Raw genomic sequence first — 19,267 nt, 5'->3', positions numbered from 1 at the left:
CCGGATTGTTCTGATCTTTATCCCCTGGTATCATACATGAAATAAGCCGAGCATGCGCCCTCGCCGGATACCATGCAGGCTCCTACCGGGTGCTGCGGTGTACATACCTTGCCAAACACCTTGCAGTCGGACGGTTTGCATTTTCCCTGCAGTACATCTCCGCAGCGGCATGCCGGATTTGCTTTTCCTTCGATCTTTGGCATATTGTATTTCTTTCTGGCATCGTATGCTTCCCATTCTTCTCTCAGCTGCATACCGGATCCCGGAATGATTCCAAGACCTCTCCACTCGCTGTCGCATCCTTCCATCAGTTCATCCACCAGCCTCTGTGCCTCACGGCTTCCTTCTCTGGTGACAACTCTCGGATAGCAGTTTACGAAGAACGGCTTTCCTTCCTGGAAGCGTACCAGTGCGACCGCAAGTGCTGTGAGCAGTTCTTTTGCCGTAAATCCTGCTACCACACCGCTGACTCCTTCTTTTACCAGTTCCTCACAAAGTTCAGTCCCCGTGATTGCATTGACGTGTCCCGGATATAAAAATACATCCGCACTGCCTTTGAGTGCCTCGTAGGCTCCCGGCATCGTCTTATTGGCAACCAGAAGAGAATAATTGGAAATTCCATCTTCCTTTGCCTGTTTAACCGAAAGGCATCCTGCAGGTGTCGTTGTCTCAAACCCAACGGATAAAAATGTCACCTGTTCTTCCGGATGATCTTTCGCATATTTTTCCGCATCTGCCGGTGAATAAACGATATGGATCTTTGCTCCTTTTTCTCTTGCTCCGGCAAGGCTCATCTGACTTCCCGGTACGCGGACCAGATCACCAAATGTACAGATCGTCACCTGCTTCTCCAACGCCAGATAAATTGCTTCATCAATGAAGCTGACCGGTGTTACGCAGACCGGGCATCCCGGTCCTGAGATCAGTTCTACCTGCTTTGGTAAAAGTTTTCGGATCCCCAGACGGAAAATTTCATGGGTATGGGTTCCGCATACTTCCATGATCCGCACTGCCGGTCCGTCATAATTTTCTATGATCTCTCTGGCTGTTCGTTTCTTTTGTTCTTCCATTACAGCAGTTCCTCCATAAGCTGATCGGTCTCGCTTTCATCTTCATCTGTGATCTTTGCGATCGCAACTCCGGCGTGGACCATGACGTAATCACCTGGTTCCAGATTCTCCAGGAGCTTGGATGAAACCTCTCTTTTTGCACCGCCTGCGTCAACGACGGCGGTTCCGTTACTGATTTTTACAACTTTTGCTGATAATCCAACACACATGTGGGTAATTCCTCCTTTTTTTGGGAAGGGACGCAAGGAGAGAAAACAATTGGGACCGGCTGCGGTTTCGGAGTCCGGTGTTCTCTAGGAAGGCTTCGTGTTGCTAAGAGCATTTACAGAAATCCATAACTCGCTTCGCTCAAACAGATGGATTTCTGTAAATAACGCAACACTGCAGTTTCCAAGAGAACGCTCGGGCTCCTGCAAATGCAGCCGGTCCCAATTGTTTTCTCTCCCTGCTGGCGCTTCCTAAAATTTAACGTGTTGACAAAGGGGGAATTGACAAGGCAGTGCCTTGTTGTCAATTCCTGATTTGTTTGTTCCTGGTGGTCCTTTTCCTCTTTTATTGTAATTTGTAATAGTTTTTAGATTAACTCTGTTTAAAATATTTTTATGTCTGGTTTTATTTTATCTCATGCTTCTGTAAATATGCCATTGCGTAGGCTGCCTGACCAAGTGACAATCCTCCGTCATTTGGTGGAATGAGGTGATGGTGCAGGGTGATGAGACCTTGCTTAACCAGACCTTCTTCTACCAGCCGTAGTAGTAAGCGGTTCTGGAAAACTCCGCCACTTAGGGCAACTTTCCGGATTCCGGTCTGATGACTTGCTGTGAGGGTTGCGGATATGATCTGTCTTGCAAGTTCTTGGTGGAACTCGTATGCAAGTTGTCCGGTGTCTTCCCCGGCGAGACGTTTTTTTGCGAGGTTTTTGACTAATTCGCCGGTATTTAGAATCAGGCGGTCTTCTGCCGTTTCTGTAAATGGCTTAAGCATGAGGGGTTCGTATGGATGCTGCATTGTTTTTTCGTAAGCTTCTGCTGCGAACTCTAATGCCGTAGATGCTTCTCCCTCGAAAGTGGATTTTTTCCGGATTCCGAGGATAGCACTGACTCCATCAAAGAGACGGCCGGCACTGGTAGATCGAACAGCATTCAGGTGTCGTCCGGTCATTGTCACCAGTACTTTTGCCTCCGGTTCGGTGCAAAGCTCCAGTTTCTTCATCCATTCGACCGTTTTTTCTTTATCCTGCAATTCTTCATAGAGAAGAGAACCGGCAATTCGCCAGCCTTCTTTTGCAGAAAGATCTCCACCTACCTGCCAGAATGGCTTAATGCTGCCAAGTCTTTCAAATCCATTGTAATCACAACGAAGAATTTCTCCACCCCAGATGGTCCCATCCGTTCCATAGCCGGTTCCGTCAAAGGAAACGCCGATCACCGGATCTTCGCAGTCATTTTCTGCCATACAGGACAGAATATGTGCAAAATGGTGCTGTATCTTCAGAACCGGAAGTCCAAGTTCTTCCGCAACAACTGTCGCATTGTATTTCGGATGCAGATCGCATGCCACAACCTTTGGTTCTACCTCCAGAAGTGTTTCCATTCTGCCGATTGTTTCTTTTAAAGCTTCCACGGTGCGCAGATCTTCCAGATCTCCCACATAAGGGGAGGGGTAAAATCTGCCGTCCACACCGATACAGAATGTATTTTTCAGTTCTCCTCCAGTGGCAAGTACCTGCCCTTTCCACAACATCTGAACCATGGTCGGAAGTGGCGCATAGCCTCTGGATCTGCGGATCATATATGGCTCATTTTTATAAAAATCCATCACTGAATCATCGGCACGGATCCGGATTTTCCGGTTGTGGGAAAGCATACAGTCGCACAGACGGGAAAGTTCCTGAATCGCTTCTTTGTCCTCCCTGCAGATCGGTGCACCGGATGTATTTCCACTGGTCATAACCAAAAAAGACGGCATCCGGATTCCATCATCATAGGTAAAGAGCAGAAGCTGTACCGGTGCATACGGCAACATTACTCCAACCTTTGGATTACCAGGTGCAATACTTTCGCAAAGTGTTTCTTCACCATCTTCTTTTTTGTCCAGAAGCAGGATTGGTTTTTGATGTCCGGTCAGAATTTTTTCCTGTTCTTCACTGATCAGGCATTCTCTTTTCACAGATTCCAGATCTTTTGCCATAACTGCAAATGGTTTCGCCGGACGTTTTTTCAGTTCTCTGAGGCGCTTCACCGCCTCTTCATTAGTCGCATCGCAGCACAGGTGGAAACCTCCAATCCCCTTAATCGCCACAATTCCGCCTTCTGCAATGGTCCGTCTGGTGTAAATGATCGCATCTCTTCCGCGTTCTTCTCTGCCGATCAGGTAGACCTCCGGACCACACTCGTTACAACAGACTGGCTGTGCATCGTATCTCCGGGTTGCCGGATCATAATATTCTTTTGCGCAATCCGGACACATCGGAAATTCTTTCATGCTGGTGCGCTCCCGGTCATACGGAAGGGCATCCAGGATCGTAAGTCTTGGTCCACAGCAGGTACAGTTGATAAATGGATGCAGATATCTACGGTTCTTCGGATCAAACATTTCTTCCTTGCATTCATCACAAATTGCAATATCCGGTGAGACAAAAATCTCACCTTTCGTCTTTTCACTTTCAATGATCGCAAACTCCGTAAAGTCTTCTGCTTCTTCTACCGGCTCAATATTCATTTTCAAAATTGCTGCCCGCTTCGGCGGCTTATTCTCAATATCTGAGATAAATCCATCCACTGCCTCTTCCGGTCCCTGCGCAAAGATTTCCACATACGGACCTTTATTGGACACGCTGCCCCGGATCTGATGCGTAGCTGCATGCCTGCTCACAGTCGGACGAAATCCTACGCCTTGCACGATCCCATAGACGCGGATCTGTTTTGTCACTTCATTTTTCATCTATTCACACAGTCTCCCTGACACTGCAAAATGTCTTGTATTTACGAAGATTCCCTGAAAATCCGGAACCATTTTTTCCATACATGCATCTGCAAAAATGATATCAAATCCACCATTTTTCACAAGATCGATATAATCATCTTCCTCACGCAACGACACATCCTGCGGACAGGCAAGCTCTTTTTTCCTCATAAACCAGGTTGCTGTCTGCACCTCTGCCGAATTCTCTCTTTTAAGAATTTCCTGCCGGATTGCTTCCGCCATCACCTGCTGGTGTACCACAAGGATTTTCTTTCCCTGATAGTCCAGATTCGGAACCAACTCACCTGCTGCCGGATAACCGATCTCATACGGCGTACCAAAGGTCTTTTCCAAATATTTGGCTACTTCCAGTGCTGCCGCAGATACAACAATATTTTTGCCAACTTCCGATGCCCTTTCTACTGCCTCAAGCCCATCGCCCATTCCATAGCAAATGGCTTCTTTTCCTTCTTTTTTCAGTTCCTCTCTTACTTTATCTGCTGCTTTCAGATCGCTTACATCCTGTGGCGTCATTCCAAGGATACCGACTTTTTCTTTGCATACTTCATATTTTTCCTTTGCAAATGCAGTAAATAATGCAAGATACGCTTTTTCTTCCCCTTTATCATAAAGCTCCATTCCGTCGGTATCAATGGCAAGAATCGGAAGGTCGGTCTTTTTTTCACACATTCTTTTCAGTGCCTGGTAATCCGTTCCGATCACAGCCGGAACCGGAGTGCCGACAATCGCCGCAAAATTCGCATCAATCTTATCAGCTGCATCGACCAGCTTTGCGACCAGACGGTCATCTCTTCCAAGGATTGCATCCATATCACGAAGTCCTGCGCTGAATACTGCACTTTTCCGTTCAAACCATCTCGGCTCATCAAAACCGCAGACATTTCCTGTGCATCCTCCCGCGTCGCAGATGACGATGATTCCGCCAAGTTCATATAACACAGACACTGCGCCCGACTGATCCGGTGCAAATGGTGTCAGATATTTTCTAAGTCCTCTCATACTACACCTCCAAAAGGGTTTCAAACAACCGTGTCACACCTGCATAACCATAAGGCTGTCTGTCCTGATTCCAGATCACATTCGGCTGATCCGGATGATAGTATCCCGCATCCTTTCCAATGGTCATATTCACGCCGCTCTTTTCCGGATCGTAGTACAGCATGGTCGGTTCCATATTGGAAAATACCTTCGTCTCCGGGCTGAGCTGGGATAACTGGTTCAGGTAAATAAAGTTCTCTGCTGTCAATGTTCCATAGATTTCCGGCACCTTAAATCCATATTTGATCATCGCAAGTGCCATTTCAAATGGATCTCCGTTCATGCATTCCCCGATCGCAAAGCTTGCATCCGGCCGTTTCTCTTTGAATTTCGCCACGGTTTCTTCCGCTTTTTCACGATAAACTTCATCAGAAAATGTCACCCCAAGCACTTTCCCAAATGCCTGATACTGGCTGGCGATCTTGTCTGTCTGGTAGAGTCTCCTGAGTTCAATAAACGGAATCTGCAGACGGTTATGAAAATCCTCTGCCGCAAATCTGGCTTCCGGGTGAAGTACCAGATTAAAATTTGCCTCAGACATGGTCTGATATTCCTCATAGTCCTTGCATCTGGAGATTTCATGGATGGTCTTAACTCCTGCGCTGTGCAAAAGATCATACAGCTCACACTCATCGATCAGCGGCGAGAAAAATCCAAGCAGGTTCACCACATTTCCTTTTTTCTTCTTTGGCTCCAGAAGGGAATATAAAGACTGACGTACATGCACCATCGGCGGCTTTCTTCCTTCTCTTGTCAGCGCGTACATGTAACATGGTCGAACCGGAAGTCCGGCTCTTTCTTCCGCTTTTCTGCACACACGCTCCATGTCCGTCCCAAGAAGAGCATCTACACAGGTAATACAAATCATCACAACGGACGGTCTCTTTTCACAGCAATTGCAGATTTCTTCTACTGCCTTCGGAATCTTTTTCAAATGACGTCCCGTTACGATATCGGTCTCGTCCATCATCAAATAGAAAAAACGGTTATCATATTCCCTCATGGAGCTGATAAGCGAAGTATTTCGTCCACAGCAGCCCGGTGCCACGATCAGCATGATCGAATCCGGCACAGCAAGTCCCGCTCTTTTTACTCCGAATCCTTCTGCTCCCGGTGAGTTAAATGCAAGCGTTGCCGGTGAGCTGTAGATCAGGTGTGTATTCGACCGGAGCTGTGCCGGAATCGCATCTCTTCCCAGTTTATTTAATTCTTTTACGGTACAATAATATGCTTCTTTTGCCATACCTTCTATTCCTCACTCTTCAGTAATAACTCTGCCAGATCAAAAAATCTCTTACTGATCGCGGAATCTTTGTCCCCTTCGATCACCGTCATTCCCTGATCCTCATAGCGGATGATCTCATCACTTCTCGGGATTTCCCCGACGATCGGGATCCCGCTTTTTTCGGAAAATGCCTGTACTTTTTCCGTCTCATTTTCCACATTCCTGTGGTTCAGTACAATACCGAAAACTCTGGCATAGCTTCTGTCCTCAAAATTCCTCACCGCACTTGAAATATTATTTGCTGCATAAAGTGCCATCTTTTCTCCGGAAGTTACGATCAGAACCTTTTCGGCGTACCCTTCCCGGATCGGTGCTGCAAAGCCACCGCATACCACGTCACCAAGAACGTCATAAAGTACAACATCCGGCTTATATGTTTCAAATAACTGCAAATCTTCTAACAGCTGGAATGTGGCAATAATCCCGCGCCCCGCGCATCCAAGTCCCGGTGTCGGTCCACCTGTTTCAATGCAGAGCACACCACCATAGCCTTCTTTTGCAATATCTGAAAGCTCCTCCGGTTCTTCATCCTCTTCTCTCATATAATTCATCACCGGTCTGAGCGGCTCGCCGCCAAGCAGATTGATCGTAGAATCTGCCTTCGGATCACATCCAATCTGGATTACTTTCTTTCCCATCGCCGCAAATGCTGCCGCCAGGTTGGACGTAATCGTAGACTTTCCAATACCGCCCTTTCCATAAATTGCAACCTTTAACATAATCCTTTTTCCTTTCTATAACCAAGCAGGCAATTTATCGTATACACAAAAAACCCGCCTCCCAAAACGGTAGACGAGTCCCACTATACATCTTCGTATATCACCAACTGTTTCCCGCTCGGATCTACCTTGCCGTCAAAGTCTCTTGTATAAAATTATCTCCATTCAGCATTCAGATAGGAATCTTCCACTCCGTCTGCATCATTATTTTTAATTATATCTCCACGCCTATAGGTCAGTCAATTCTAACTATGTTTTATCATGGTATTTTTCTATATTTTTTCAGGACTTTTCTATGAATAACTAGTCAAATTCCCCATAAATCTTGTAACAAACTTTATTGCAGCGTATACTACACCTATAAAATAAAATTTTGAGGAGCCCATATGATAAAAAAATTTTCACTACACTGTATAGAAAAAGTTTTATTCTTCATCGGCATTTTTCTGCTTACCAGCGAAATCCTGAAACAATTACTCCTGACCTTCGTCATGAATAATGGGCACTACAACCTGTGGTACTTCCCATTCCAGCTCTGCAGCCTCCCGATGTATCTGCTGGTTCTCTACCCATTTTTTCACACAGAATCTGCCAGAAATACCATCCTCGGCTTCCTTTCCACCTATAATCTTCTTGGTGGAATTGCCGTTTTTTTCGATACCAGTGGAATGCATTATCCGCTTCTGATCCTGACAGTTCACTCCTATCTCTGGCATATTTTACTAATTGTCACAGGAATCCTGTCCAGTATATTTCTGGTACAGAAATCTGTACCAATGACTCCTCTTTCCTGTCCAAAAAATATTAAAAGGCAGCCGATTGACGCTTCTTCACGCCGTCTGCTGCCTTCTTTTTCCCGCATTACTTTGCTCTATATTCTGTTTGCTCTCATTGCCGAATACCTGAACCACATTCTGGATCCCTTTGGTGAAATTAATCTTTTCTACATTAATCCAGATTACCGGATGGAACAGATTTTCTTTGTGAAAATTGGTGAACTCTACGGAAATAATTCTGCAATTCTGGTCTATATCCTTGCGACTATATCAGGGGCTGGGATTTTGTATGAAGCCTGGAATCTCATGATCCGTTTTTATTCTTCTCATTGACATTGCTTTTGGGAAATTTCTGCTCCCTTGCTCCCACCTTCAAACTAAAACGCCCGGATCTTATCCTCCTCATCATCCGTCGTATCTTCAATCTTCCGTATCACAAGCTCATACGAATAATCATCGCTAACCTTCACCTTCACAGTCTCTCCTGCTTTATGCCCGAAGATTGCCTTTCCGATCGGAGATTCGGTACTGATATAATTATGAATTGAATTCCCACGAATCGAAGTAACCAGCTTATAGGTTTCTTCCTCGTCATCCTCCGGAAAATATACGGTCACACGGTTATTGATTCCGGCAACACCTTCTTCGGAAGTATCGGATACAATCTCCGCATTTTTCAGCATTCTTTCCAGATACCGGATCCGGCTTTCATTCTGGTTCTTATATTTTTTTGCTGCATGGTATTCAAAGTTCTCACTTAAATCTCCCTGCGCACGCGCTTCCTTGACCGCTTCAATGGCTTCCTTACGGATCACATGCTTGCGATGCTGGATTTCCTCTTCAATTTTCTTTACATCACTTTCTGTAAGCTGCTCACGCATCTTTCCACCCTTCTTTCTGTAAAATAATTTCCATCAAAATATGCATCCACTGATGCACCTAACACAAAGCACCTCAATTGTAGCCAATCGAAGTGCTTCGTAAAATTTTCCAATATCCCTAAAAGAAGATTCTCCGGATATCATTATACATCACAAATACCATCAGGCAAAGAAAAAGTGCCATTCCTGCCAGATGTACATACCCTTCTTTTTCCGGAGGCACCCGCTTTCCGCGGATCACTTCCACGATCAGAAATACCAGACGGCCTCCATCCAGTGCCGGAAGCGGAAGTAAATTCATCACTCCAAGGTTCGCTGAAAGCAGGATCGTCATCTGCAGAAGATTCAGAAAAATCAACAATGCTCCACCAGATTTGCTTTCCTTATACGTGGTATCCACCGCGCTCACAATGCCCACCGGTCCAGATAACTGATCCACTCCGATCCGTCCTGTCACAAGCTGTTTCAAACTGTCAATCGTCAGATTGATCCAGTATTTAACATTATACGCACTGTATGCGGCAGTCTCAAATACATTGGTCTTAACATAATTGCTGCTCGTAATTCCAATCAAATAATATCCACTGTCATTCTTCTCCGGGGCAACGGAAACCGTATTCTTTTCGCCATTTCTTTTGTATACAATCTTCATCGTCTGTCCCTGATGAAACTGATTGTAAGTAGAAATATCCTTGAAAATATGGATGTTCTTATCATTGATCTTTACAATCTCATCCCCTGCCTGAAGCCCTGCCTCAGCTGCAGGCGTTTCTGCATTTACCGTTCCTATGACCGGTTTGTCTACACCGACAAAGCAGATAATAATGAATGCACCAATAAAGGCAAGAATAAAGTTAAATACCGGACCTGCGGCAATGACCGAGATCCTGTGCCACGGCGATTTGCTGTTGAAGCTTCCCTCTGACAGATCCTCTTTCTCATCTTCCCCCATCACACACGCACCGCCGATCGGCAGTATTTTCAGACAGTAGTCTGTATTTCCGATCTTTTTGTGTGCCAGTGTCGGCCCCATTCCGATCCAGAATTCATACACATTGATTCCATTAATCCTCGCCAGAAGAAAATGTCCCAGTTCATGGAAAAATACGATGAATCCAAAAAGTAAAATCGCCAGTACGATTCCCATTTGCTACCTCCTGCTTCTGATTCTGTCATACGTTTCCTGCTCTGTGTCCAGAATCTGTTCCACAGTCGGATTCGCAATTGTCTTATGTGCTTTCATGCAGTCTTCGATAATCTCTGTAATTTCCAGATATTTAATCTCCCGGTTCAGGAACTGGCTGACTGCAAGTTCATTTGCTGCGTTAAATACCGTTGGAAGTGTTCCACCGCATCGCCCTGCCTCGTAAGCAAGTGCAAGCCCGTAGAAGGTATCCATATCCGGCTTTTCAAAATCAAGGTGTCCGATACTCCAGAAATCCACACGTTCTCCCGGAAGAAATCTTCTTTCCGGATAATAAAGTGCATACTGAATCGGCAGCTTCATATCCGGAGTACCAAGCTGTGCGATCACTGCTCCGTCCACATACTCTACCATAGAATGGATCACACTCTGCGGCTGTACAACCACCTGCACATCATCAATATCCACATTAAAAAGCCATCTGGCTTCCATCACTTCCAGTCCTTTATTGACCATGGTCGAAGAATCGATCGTAATCTTACGTCCCATCGCCCAGTTCGGATGCTTTAAAGCATCTTCCACACGGATATTCAGAAGATCCTCCTGCTTCTTTCCACGGAACGGGCCACCGGATGCCGTAAGCAGGATCTTCTTCAGTTCATTCTTTCCATGGCTTCCCTGCAGAGACTGGAAAATGGCACTGTGTTCACTGTCCACCGGAAGGATCTTCACACCACATTCCTTTGCAAGCGGCATAATGATATGCCCTGCCGTAACCAGTGTCTCTTTATTTGCAAGGGCAATATCCTTTCCGGCTTTGATCGCTGCAATTGTCGGACGAATGCCGATCATACCCACGATCGCCGTTACAAGGATCTCACTTTCCTCCATCGTGGCAATCTCCAGAAGTCCATCCATTCCGGAAACAACCTTTACATCCAGATCCCGGATCCGGCTTTTCAGTTCCTTTGCCTTCTCTTCTGTCCACATTGCCACAAGTTTTGGCTGGAATTCCCGGATCTGTTTTTCCAGAAGATCCACATTTGTTCCTGCCGCAAGCCCTGTCACTTCGATATCTTTGTTCTCACGGATCACCTCAAGTGTCTGGGTTCCGATCGAACCTGTTGAACCTAATATTGCTATTTTTTTCATTTGAATCCTCCTGTCAGATTACATCAGTGCAACTGCCAGATAATAAATCACCGGAGCCGTGAAGATCACACTGTCGAAACGGTCCAGGATTCCACCGTGTCCCGGAATCAGTTTTCCGTAATCCTTGATCTCATGATTTCTCTTGATCGCAGATGCTGCAAGATCCCCGATCATGGAAATGATTCCACCAACAAAACAGATCAGCGCATATTCGCCGACTCCTGCCGAAGCACCACCCCATTTATTGATTGCAAGAGCGTAAAGCGCGCCGAGAAGTGCTGCGCCTGCAAGTCCACCGATTCCGCCCTCTATGGATTTCTTCGGGCTGAGCTTCGGTGCCATCTTATGCTTTCCGATCAGTACACCCACACAGTACGCACAGGTATCACATCCCCAGGAACATAAAAATACAAGTCCCACGAGGAAAAGTCCGTCTTTCAACAGACGTGTCTGATAAATATAGGATAACATAATCGCCACATAAAATACGCCAAAGTACGCAGTCATTACCTGTTCAGACACATATTTCGGAAAGGCAAATACATAAACTGCCATTACAAGGATCAGCAAAATGATTGCAAACATCATCAGATCTTCTTTTTTCTGTGCACGGATCAGGAAATAATATGCAACTACACCTATATAGCCTACGATTCCGAGTGGTGCTTTCTCAATCTTTACAACCTTGTAAAGCTCGGAAACTCCGATCAGACTGATGATCAGAAGTGTTGCAAACAATACATCCCCACCAAGGAAGATCGTTGCAAATGCAATGATAACCAGTACAATTCCGCTGAGTAATCTTGTCTTAAACATTTTCTTCGTCCTCCTTGATTCCGCCGTATCTTCTGTCTCTGCTATTATATTGCTCAATTGCTTTTTCTAATTCTTCTTTTGAAAAATCCGGCCACGGAACATCTGTAAAATAAAATTCTGTATAAGCAAGCTGCCATAACAAATAATTGGAAAGTCTGAGTTCTCCGCTGGTACGGATCAGAAGATCCGGATCCGGAATCCCATGTGTATCCAGATATCCTTCAAACAGTTCTTCTGTAATCTCTTCCGGTGCAAATCTGCCATCTGCACAGTCTTTTGTCATTTTTCGCATGGCACGGATCATCTCATCTCTGCTTCCATAATTGATCGCAATCTGGAAATTCAGTCCGTCATTATTTTTTGATGCCTCTTCCAGTTCCTTAATTCTGGTACGGATATCTTCATCCAGACCTGTCTTATCTCCGATCACACGGACACGCATCCGGTTCTTTTCCGCCGTCTTCAGACAGGTTTTCATATAGTTACGAAGAAGCTTCATCAGTGCATCCACTTCACTCTTCGGTCGACTCCAGTTCTCTGTGGAAAACGCATAGACCGTCAGATATTTGACACCCATCTTATAAGCAGCCTCACAGATCTTTTCCACATTCTTGCTGCCCTGCACATGCCCGTAGTTTCTCGGCATCCCTTTTGCTTTCGCCCATCGTCCGTTACCGTCAAGGATAATGGCTATATGCTGCGGTACATTCATCTTTTAACCCTCTCTTGATTGATACTAAATTTGCTGATATAAAAAAGGAAAAGAGGCGCCAAACATCTCGCCGCCCCTTATCTTTCCTTCTTATACTGTCATAACTTCTTTTGACTTTGCATCGACTGCTGCATCAACTTCCTTGATGTATTTGTCAGTCAGCTTCTGGATCTGATCTTCAAGATCCTGAATTTCATCCTCTGAAACGTCTGTGCCTTTCAGCTTCTTGAATGCATCATTTCCATCACGGCGGATGTTACGGACTGCAACCTTGGATGCTTCTCCTTTTTTCTTAACATCTTTCACCAGTTCTTTTCTTCGTTCCTCTGTCAGTTCCGGGAATACCAGACGGATAACAGTACCATCGTTTGTTGGATTGATTCCGATATCAGACATCAGGATTGCTTTCTCAATATCTTTGATGATCTTCTTTTCCCATGGCTGGATCTGGATCATACGTGCTTCCGGAACAGAAATGTTCGCTACCTGCTGGATCGGTGTCGGTGTTCCATAATATTCTACCGTTAATTTGTTCAGAATATTCGGGTTTGCACGTCCTGCACGGATAGAAGCAAGCTCTGTATCCAGTGCATGGATGGTTTTCTGCATCTTTTCATCGTATATTTTTAATTTTTCGTTCATATGTTATCCTCCCTTAATGGGTGCTGCTTATACAGTCACCTTTGTTCCGTTGAAATTACCGCTCATTGTCTCTACGATACTGTTCTCTTCGTTCAGTCCGAATACCAGCATCGGCATCTTATTCTCAAGGCACATGATCGATGCGGTCAGATCTACTGCCATAAGCTTCTTATCGATGATTTCCTGAATAGAAATCTCATCATACTTCTTCGCTTCCGGATTCACCTTCGGATCGCTGTCATAGATTCCGTCAATTGCTTTTGCAAGAAGCATTGCATCTGCTTCAATCTCAATTGCACGGAGAACAGCTCCTGTATCTGTTGAAAAATACGGATGTCCTGTGCCACCTGCGAAAAAGATTACTTTTCCTTCGTTCAGTGCTTCCACTGCTGCATCTTTTGAAAACAGGGAAGTGAATGCTCCACAGACAAATGGAGTGAAAACCTCTGTCTTCATGCCTACATGTCTGAAAATATCGGATACATAGATGCAGTTCATCACCGTTGCAAGCATTCCAATCTGGTCAGCTTTGGTACGGTCGATCGTCTCACTGGTTCTTCCTCTCCAGAAATTACCGCCTCCGGTTACGATTGCAACCTGGATTCCCTGATCTACGATCTGCTTTACCTGCTTTGCAACGCCAATGCATGTTGCCTCATCAAAACCTGTCTTTTTGTCTCCTGCAAGTGCTTCTCCGCTTAATTTTAAAAGAACTCTTTTCATCTGTCTTTGCTCCTGTCTCTTGGTTTTTAAGATACTTTCGCATACCTGGATTTAGTATATCATACCTGGGTTTAAAATGGAAGTTCTAAGTTTATTACATTGAGGGTGGGTAGCGCAAAAATTTTATGGATTGAGGGATTGACGCAGAATGTACAAAGGATTTTATTTCACTTCCGTTGTGCAAACCATTCCGTGAAGCCTCTGAAAGCAAAAATCATTTTCAGCAATGGCTTCAATGATTTTTGAGTCTTCTCTCCATTGCACAACAATTGGAATTGAAACAAAATCCTTTGTACATTCTGCTGGTTTTCCCCGATTTATATGTTTTGGCATTTGTTCAATGTAACGAACGGAAAGCGGTAGCTTTGGCTCACTGAGCGGTTTTGCTTTGACACCACAATGTTGTATGCTTTCCGCAATTTCAACAATTGAAGAGCTATGCTTCTTTATTTCCTGGCAGTTGGGCGAGGATGATGGCGCTGAACATCAGAATGCATCCTGCTATTTCTCGGATACTTAGTTTCTGACCTAATATCACCCAGCCTCCGAGGACAGAGAACACGGACTCCAGACTGAGGATCAGGGATGCCACGGTTGGATCGGCATCTTTTTGTGCCACGATCTGGAGGGTATAGGCTACACCACTTGAGAGAACTCCGGCATAAAGTACCGGTACTGCTGCTGCGAAAATATCTGACAGCCGTGGTGTTTCAAATAAAAACATTGGAATTGCCGACAAAACTCCGGTTATAAAGAACTGGGTGCAGGCGATCCGCACACTGTCTGCTTTTGGTGAAAAATAATCGATCACCAGAATGTGGATGGTAAATACAACTGCACATAGCAATACCAGAATGTCTCCTTTTGCAAGTACCAGCTTATCGGTAATACACAGTAAATACAAGCCTGCGACAGAAATTGCCACGCTTATCCAGATTCTCACTCCGGCTTTCTTTTTCAGAAAAATTCCAAAGATCGGCACAAGCACAATATAAAGTGCTGTAATAAATCCGGCTTTTCCTACCGTTGTGTACTGTATTCCGATCTGCTGCAGGTTACTTGCCACACAAAGTGCCAGTCCACAACAGATTCCACCCAGGATGACATTCTTTTTTTCTTCTTTCCTATCTGCTTTTTTCTGTCTTTCTGCTCCGTCATTTTTCGCACGCCATTTGTCCAGAAAACAGATACATGGAATCAGAAAAATCCCACCGATCAAAGAGCGTACACAGGTAAATGTAAAGGGCCCGATATAATCCATCCCCACGCTCTGTGCTACAAAAGCTGTTCCCCAGATAAATGCGGTCAAAAAGAGCATCAGTGTATTCTTTCCTGTCATTTTCTTCATCGAGCCGTCTCCTATTTGCCAAGTTCGTGAAGATATAATTTTGCTTCTGTTTCAATGAAGATCGTTCCGGCTCCGTTTACACTGAAGAATTCGATCAGAAGAACGTGACGGATTCTTCCGTCCAGAATATGTACACGGTTGACACCATTTTTTGATGCCTGAAGACCATAGCCGATGATCTCGTCAAATTCTTTCGGGAAATTACGTTCTTTGCGCAGTTTTTCTACTTCCGGGACGGTAATCTTATAATAAATATCTTTTCTCTCTTCGTCTTTGTAGATTCCAGGATATTTTGACAGATAAACCAGCTTGTCCGCCTGCATCTTCTCTGCAATCTCAAGTGCAGTCTCTCTTGGATCAATATATTCGCTTTCGTTGTCGATATCATTTGGCACGATGACCGGAATATAATCATTGTCCAGCATCAGACCAATCGTCTCTGTATCCACGCCGCAGATACCGATTGCCTTAACTCCACAGAGTTCAAGGAGCTTGGCAATCCGCTTATTTTCACGGAATTTGTCCAGTCCCATACGGGTAGCATGTACCACGATCGGACGCATACCAACGCTCTTTAAAAGAACGATATCCTGCATCAGTCTCTGCTCTTCCACTCCGCTGAGCCACTCGGCACATCCGTACTCGATAACTACTGTCTTCTGATTAAAGTCTCTGATATATGGTAATGCATCTATCAGGATTGAAGCTTTATGCTCCACAAGTTCTAATTCTTTATCCATGATTACACCTCATTTTTTGTTTTATCTAAAACAGTATAGCATAGAATGATCTCTATTTGAAGAACCCATTTTTCACAAAAAACAGGAAGTGGCAAATGTTCTGTAAAATCACCCTTTTTCGCTGCTACCACCATTTTTTTCACATCCATTATACCCGGAAGAACCGGTTCCTTGCATCAGCAAAGTACCGGTTCCTCTGTCTCATTTATTTGATTCGTGATATAGGCTTCCATTCCGCTCTCCGGAATCCCAAGTGCTATGGATAGCTCCGAATACAGGTTGCCTTCTGCCATCCTCAGATAACGTTCGTCAGTCGCCGTGATCTTCTTTCCCTGCTTCAGGCGGGACATCTTCCGCTGATAAAGGGTCTTGATGATCCGCACCCATTCTGCACATTTGCAGCTTTTCATGCATTCCTTGTACTTTTCCTCTCTCTGCTTCTCGCTTCCGATCCAGAGTCCTTCGATCTGTGGAATCTCACGGATCAATTCTTCTGCTTCTTCTTTGGAAATGACTTTTCTCATGACAATCTTCTCATTGTCTACCGGTGTAAATACTTTTCCACGCTTTTCACGTACCGGTCTCAGAATATAATACAGTTTGTCCTTCGGCACTCCATCCATTTTCAGCGTCGTAATTTCAGTCACTTCACAAATTCCTGTCCGGCCATAAACAATCAAATCTCCTACTTCGTACATTCTCTTCCTTCTTTCTTAAACTTGCCGAATCTCTACTTCTTTATTTTATCAGAAAATTAGTTTAAATTCTAATGTTTTTCAGATTTTTGTGAATCTTAGTCAAAGCTAACGCCTGTGGTTTTATGCAATTTTACTAGAAAATAGGGGGATTTTGTCGCAAGATGCGTCCCAAAAAGAGTCCTGCCCCAGTACGAGAAATTGATAAAACCGGGGAAGGGGCGCTTGACCGTTGTTCCAGGTGGAAGGTGTTTCTTGAAGATACGCTTTATTCATATGGGCACTCTTTCAATAAACATTCAACCGCCATCCGGTATTCCCGGATGGTCTGGCTTTTGCGGATTTGCGTCAGATATTCTTCGCTGCTTTTAAAGTTTTTGCCAAGATACCACCAGAGTTCTTTCATTTTGACTACTGCGTTTTTTTCTTCTGGAGATTTTTCGATATAGGCATCAAGAAGATGATCGCAGAATGTAGCAATCTTCTTGGTGTCAAATGTAGATTTCCCTTTTATAACTGCCGGAAGAAATGGGTTCATCAGAATTCCTCTTCCGAGCATGATGCATTCTGTTTCGGGAAATTTTTGATGGAAGATTTGGTAATTTTCCGCACAAAAAATGTCCCCATTATAGACCAGAGGATTTTTGCTGTTCCGACAGGCGTAGGCAAAAGTGATCCAGTCGGGTTTGTTTTTGTAGTAATCCTGCTGGACTCTTGGGTGAAGGATCAGTTCTTCCAGAGGATATTGGTTATAGATATCCAGAAGCTCTTCGAACTCTTCCTGATCATATTTACCGCTTCTTGTTTTGATAGAGATTTTCATATCGAGTTGATCGAAAACTTCGGCAAGGAAATGATTCAGTTCATCGGGATAAAACAAAAAACCGGATCCCCTTTTCCGGTTGACGACTGTTTTGGAGGGGCAGCCAAGGTTCAGATTGACTTCTTCATATCCGAATTCTTTCAACTGCCGGGCCAGGCGGATGAAATCCTCGGCGCGGTTGGTCAGGATCTGCGGAACGGTATACATGCCCTCATTATTTTCCGGAAGGATCTCATTCCATTCCTGTCTGCTGAATTTGCCTTTCGGGTTTGGATTTAAAAATGGTGTAAAATATTTATCCATTGGTTCAAAAAAGGTGTGATACGCCCTGCGGTATACCTCACCTGTAATGCCCTCCATTGGCGCCAGATAGATTTTCATGACCTTTCCACCCCCGTCACATAAAGTGTTTCTTTGTCTACCCGGAAATGAATTTCCATTCCCGCGTAAGACATGCCGTAAATCCGGACTGGGTCCTTTTGATAAGAAGGTCTCGGATCCTGCTCCAGGATCTGAATCAGTGCTGCTCTTTTTTCAGCCGGAATCTGTTCCAAATACATTTCCGGGAAATTCACATCCAATTTATAATCTTTCTTTTCTTCCGCGAAACCGCCTTTTGCCTCCGGGTGGCTATCCACGTATGGAAGGTAGGGCTTGATATCGTAGATCGGCGTCATATCCAGAAGATCCGCACCTCCCACGATCAGCACCGGACCTTCTTTTTCCCGGAATTCCACCTCAATAAGCTTTACGGAAGAAAGTCCGATCGGATTCGGGCGAAATGGAGAACGGGTGGCAAAAACTCCCACCCGTCTGTTACCACCAAGCCGCGGTGGACGTACCGTCGGGCTCCAGGTATCCCGGATAGATTCCGAAAATTCCCAAATCAGCCACAGATAATCATACGCCTCGATTTCCCGCAGTGCGTCCGCATTCTGATATTCCGGCAGAAAATGGATTTCTGCCCGGGTATCCGCAAGATTACTCTGTCGCGGAATCCCGAATTTCTCCACAAAATCAGATCTTATATACGCGATCTGCTTTATTTGCATTGTTCTTTTTCTCCATCAACAAACATCATCACAAAAGCAACTGCCAGAATTGCAGAAGCGATCAGAAGTGCCTTTTCAGCAAACATTTCCACACAGGCATTTCCGATAACTGCACCGATCACAAAGAAGAAGATGATTCCATAGTACAAAAGTCCTTTCTTGATATACTCTTTATCCTTCGTGTTCGCATAACTGCACATATGCTGGGTCGCACTTCGTAAGTTTCCGATGCACATGGTGGTTGCAATTCCGTTTCCATGGATTTTGCGGAAGCTTTCCACCTGAATCCCACACGCAAGGGATGTGAGTGCATTCGCCACCAGATTAAAATCCTGTGGGATAAAGCTGACACTCAGTAGGATCACTGCCTCACAGAATACCGAAATCTGTCTCCAGTGCAGAAGTGTCAGATCTTTCGTCCGTATTTTCACCAGATCCGCAAGGGCGATTCCAATGGCAAATGCCAGCACCGGAACCAGATAGTGGAGTGCCATATGCCAGTTTCTCTCTGAAATATTGATTCCAAGAAGCAGAATATTTCCGGTTTGTGCATTGGCAAATACTTTTCCTCTGCACATATAGGAATAGGCATCCATAAATCCACCGGCAATCGCAAGGATCACACCAAGTTTAATTGATTCTGACATCTGTTTTGAAAATTTCAAG

The 19,267-nt window shown here is 44.8% G+C and carries 21 protein-coding genes; 1 reads left to right on the top strand and 20 read right to left on the bottom strand.

The genetic code is table 11. The features are described 5' to 3' along the window. Positions 1-17 precede the first annotated feature (17 nt). The 6 genes from hypD to PG418_RS04710 form a co-directional block, all read right to left on the bottom strand. On the bottom strand, positions 18-1,070 hold the full coding sequence (gene hypD, locus PG418_RS04735; protein ID WP_498837139.1) for a hydrogenase formation protein HypD: 1,053 nt from the start codon (positions 1,068-1,070) through the stop codon (positions 18-20). Next, the gene (locus tag PG418_RS04730; protein ID WP_022220582.1) at positions 1,070-1,279 is read right to left on the bottom strand and encodes a HypC/HybG/HupF family hydrogenase formation chaperone; all 210 of its coding nucleotides are present in this window, start codon (positions 1,277-1,279) and stop codon (positions 1,070-1,072) included. The genes hypD and PG418_RS04730 overlap by 1 nt, the downstream gene beginning before the upstream one ends. A gap of 403 nt (positions 1,280-1,682) precedes the next feature. Further along, a complete protein-coding gene (hypF, locus tag PG418_RS04725) occupies positions 1,683-4,013 on the bottom strand; it encodes a carbamoyltransferase HypF (protein WP_455346682.1) in 2,331 nt (776 codons plus the stop codon). After that, positions 4,014-5,054: a nitrogenase component 1 gene (locus PG418_RS04720; RefSeq protein WP_055156577.1), complete on the bottom strand. Its 1,041-nt coding sequence runs from the start codon at positions 5,052-5,054 to the stop codon at positions 4,014-4,016. 1 nt (position 5,055) lies between these two features. Further along, positions 5,056-6,336, bottom strand: coding sequence for a nitrogenase component 1 (locus PG418_RS04715; RefSeq protein ID WP_008372356.1), 1,281 nt, complete (start codon positions 6,334-6,336; stop codon positions 5,056-5,058). 5 nt (positions 6,337-6,341) lie between these two features. Continuing rightward, on the bottom strand, positions 6,342-7,097 hold the full coding sequence (locus PG418_RS04710) for a nucleotide-binding protein (protein WP_022220578.1): 756 nt from the start codon (positions 7,095-7,097) through the stop codon (positions 6,342-6,344). Positions 7,098-7,483: 386 nt separating this feature from the next. Between PG418_RS04710 and PG418_RS04705 the strand changes: the two genes are divergently transcribed. Further along, positions 7,484-8,206: a hypothetical protein gene (locus PG418_RS04705; RefSeq protein WP_070098601.1), complete on the top strand. Its 723-nt coding sequence runs from the start codon at positions 7,484-7,486 to the stop codon at positions 8,204-8,206. 44 nt (positions 8,207-8,250) lie between these two features. On the opposite strand, the gene greA is transcribed toward PG418_RS04705, so the two are convergent. The 14 genes from greA to PG418_RS04635 form a co-directional block, all read right to left on the bottom strand. Next, positions 8,251-8,754, bottom strand: a complete 504-nt coding sequence (gene greA, locus PG418_RS04700; RefSeq protein WP_008372359.1) for a transcription elongation factor GreA — start codon at positions 8,752-8,754, stop codon at positions 8,251-8,253. A 118-nt stretch (positions 8,755-8,872) separates the two neighbouring features. After that, entirely contained in the window at positions 8,873-9,901 is a 1,029-nt protein-coding gene (gene rseP, locus PG418_RS04695; protein ID WP_498837138.1) for an RIP metalloprotease RseP, read from the bottom strand. Between the two features lie 3 nt (positions 9,902-9,904). Next, positions 9,905-11,050, bottom strand: coding sequence for a 1-deoxy-D-xylulose-5-phosphate reductoisomerase (gene dxr, locus PG418_RS04690; RefSeq protein ID WP_022220576.1), 1,146 nt, complete (start codon positions 11,048-11,050; stop codon positions 9,905-9,907). Positions 11,051-11,068: 18 nt separating this feature from the next. Continuing rightward, entirely contained in the window at positions 11,069-11,866 is a 798-nt protein-coding gene (locus PG418_RS04685) for a phosphatidate cytidylyltransferase (RefSeq protein ID WP_008372362.1), read from the bottom strand. Next, positions 11,859-12,578 carry an undecaprenyl pyrophosphate synthase gene (gene uppS / locus PG418_RS04680; RefSeq protein WP_022220575.1) on the bottom strand — a complete coding sequence of 240 codons (720 nt, stop codon included), beginning with the start codon at positions 12,576-12,578 and terminating at the stop codon, positions 11,859-11,861. The genes PG418_RS04685 and uppS overlap by 8 nt, the downstream gene beginning before the upstream one ends. 90 nt (positions 12,579-12,668) lie before the next feature. Continuing rightward, positions 12,669-13,220, bottom strand: a complete 552-nt coding sequence (gene frr, locus PG418_RS04675) for a ribosome recycling factor (protein ID WP_008372365.1) — start codon at positions 13,218-13,220, stop codon at positions 12,669-12,671. A 27-nt stretch (positions 13,221-13,247) separates the two neighbouring features. After that, positions 13,248-13,943, bottom strand: a complete 696-nt coding sequence (gene pyrH / locus PG418_RS04670; protein ID WP_022220574.1) for a UMP kinase — start codon at positions 13,941-13,943, stop codon at positions 13,248-13,250. A 436-nt stretch (positions 13,944-14,379) separates the two neighbouring features. Next, positions 14,380-15,291 (bottom strand): DMT family transporter, encoded by a 912-nt coding sequence (locus tag PG418_RS04665; RefSeq protein WP_172680476.1) that lies wholly within the window; start codon positions 15,289-15,291, stop codon positions 14,380-14,382. An 11-nt stretch (positions 15,292-15,302) separates the two neighbouring features. Continuing rightward, entirely contained in the window at positions 15,303-16,031 is a 729-nt protein-coding gene (locus tag PG418_RS04660; RefSeq protein ID WP_008372369.1) for an amino acid kinase family protein, read from the bottom strand. A gap of 2 nt (positions 16,032-16,033) precedes the next feature. Beyond that, complete coding sequence (locus tag PG418_RS04655) at positions 16,034-16,165, bottom strand: hypothetical protein (RefSeq protein WP_256170983.1); 132 nt, start codon at positions 16,163-16,165, stop codon at positions 16,034-16,036. Between the two features lie 42 nt (positions 16,166-16,207). Further along, complete coding sequence (locus PG418_RS04650; protein ID WP_055260490.1) at positions 16,208-16,729, bottom strand: CarD family transcriptional regulator; 522 nt, start codon at positions 16,727-16,729, stop codon at positions 16,208-16,210. A 265-nt stretch (positions 16,730-16,994) separates the two neighbouring features. Further along, positions 16,995-17,930: a tRNA dihydrouridine synthase gene (locus PG418_RS04645; RefSeq protein WP_498837137.1), complete on the bottom strand. Its 936-nt coding sequence runs from the start codon at positions 17,928-17,930 to the stop codon at positions 16,995-16,997. After that, positions 17,927-18,601: a tRNA (N6-threonylcarbamoyladenosine(37)-N6)-methyltransferase TrmO gene (tsaA, locus tag PG418_RS04640; RefSeq protein WP_211134070.1), complete on the bottom strand. Its 675-nt coding sequence runs from the start codon at positions 18,599-18,601 to the stop codon at positions 17,927-17,929. The genes PG418_RS04645 and tsaA overlap by 4 nt, the downstream gene beginning before the upstream one ends. After that, positions 18,592-19,266, bottom strand: a complete 675-nt coding sequence (locus PG418_RS04635; protein WP_022220568.1) for a YoaK family protein — start codon at positions 19,264-19,266, stop codon at positions 18,592-18,594. The genes tsaA and PG418_RS04635 overlap by 10 nt, the downstream gene beginning before the upstream one ends. Position 19,267: the final 1 nt, after the last annotated feature.

The sequence above is a fragment of the Bariatricus sp. TF06-38A genome, assembly GCF_027690675.1.
Classification (GTDB): domain Bacteria; phylum Bacillota; class Clostridia; order Lachnospirales; family Lachnospiraceae; genus Allocoprococcus; species Allocoprococcus comes.
This window is presented reverse-complemented; position numbering and strand designations above follow the sequence as displayed.

What these genes read in the sequence shown, in the direction of transcription:
- hypD (WP_498837139.1), bottom strand. Translation starts at nt 1,070, where the DNA reads ATGGAAGAACAAAAGAAACGAACAGCCAGAGAGATCATAGAAAATTAT.
- PG418_RS04730 (WP_022220582.1), bottom strand. Translation starts at nt 1,279, where the DNA reads ATGTGTGTTGGATTATCAGCAAAAGTTGTAAAAATCAGTAACGGAACC.
- hypF (WP_455346682.1), bottom strand. Translation starts at nt 4,013, where the DNA reads ATGAAAAATGAAGTGACAAAACAGATCCGCGTCTATGGGATCGTGCAA.
- PG418_RS04720 (WP_055156577.1), bottom strand. Translation starts at nt 5,054, where the DNA reads ATGAGAGGACTTAGAAAATATCTGACACCATTTGCACCGGATCAGTCG.
- PG418_RS04715 (WP_008372356.1), bottom strand. Translation starts at nt 6,336, where the DNA reads ATGGCAAAAGAAGCATATTATTGTACCGTAAAAGAATTAAATAAACTG.
- PG418_RS04710 (WP_022220578.1), bottom strand. Translation starts at nt 7,097, where the DNA reads ATGTTAAAGGTTGCAATTTATGGAAAGGGCGGTATTGGAAAGTCTACG.
- PG418_RS04705 (WP_070098601.1), top strand. Translation starts at nt 7,484, where the DNA reads ATGATAAAAAAATTTTCACTACACTGTATAGAAAAAGTTTTATTCTTC.
- greA (WP_008372359.1), bottom strand. Translation starts at nt 8,754, where the DNA reads ATGCGTGAGCAGCTTACAGAAAGTGATGTAAAGAAAATTGAAGAGGAA.
- rseP (WP_498837138.1), bottom strand. Translation starts at nt 9,901, where the DNA reads ATGGGAATCGTACTGGCGATTTTACTTTTTGGATTCATCGTATTTTTC.
- dxr (WP_022220576.1), bottom strand. Translation starts at nt 11,050, where the DNA reads ATGAAAAAAATAGCAATATTAGGTTCAACAGGTTCGATCGGAACCCAG.
- PG418_RS04685 (WP_008372362.1), bottom strand. Translation starts at nt 11,866, where the DNA reads ATGTTTAAGACAAGATTACTCAGCGGAATTGTACTGGTTATCATTGCA.
- uppS (WP_022220575.1), bottom strand. Translation starts at nt 12,578, where the DNA reads ATGAATGTACCGCAGCATATAGCCATTATCCTTGACGGTAACGGACGA.
- frr (WP_008372365.1), bottom strand. Translation starts at nt 13,220, where the DNA reads ATGAACGAAAAATTAAAAATATACGATGAAAAGATGCAGAAAACCATC.
- pyrH (WP_022220574.1), bottom strand. Translation starts at nt 13,943, where the DNA reads ATGAAAAGAGTTCTTTTAAAATTAAGCGGAGAAGCACTTGCAGGAGAC.
- PG418_RS04665 (WP_172680476.1), bottom strand. Translation starts at nt 15,291, where the DNA reads ATGAAGAAAATGACAGGAAAGAATACACTGATGCTCTTTTTGACCGCA.
- PG418_RS04660 (WP_008372369.1), bottom strand. Translation starts at nt 16,031, where the DNA reads ATGGATAAAGAATTAGAACTTGTGGAGCATAAAGCTTCAATCCTGATA.
- PG418_RS04655 (WP_256170983.1), bottom strand. Translation starts at nt 16,165, where the DNA reads ATGGTGGTAGCAGCGAAAAAGGGTGATTTTACAGAACATTTGCCACTT.
- PG418_RS04650 (WP_055260490.1), bottom strand. Translation starts at nt 16,729, where the DNA reads ATGTACGAAGTAGGAGATTTGATTGTTTATGGCCGGACAGGAATTTGT.
- PG418_RS04645 (WP_498837137.1), bottom strand. Translation starts at nt 17,930, where the DNA reads ATGAAAATCTATCTGGCGCCAATGGAGGGCATTACAGGTGAGGTATAC.
- tsaA (WP_211134070.1), bottom strand. Translation starts at nt 18,601, where the DNA reads ATGCAAATAAAGCAGATCGCGTATATAAGATCTGATTTTGTGGAGAAA.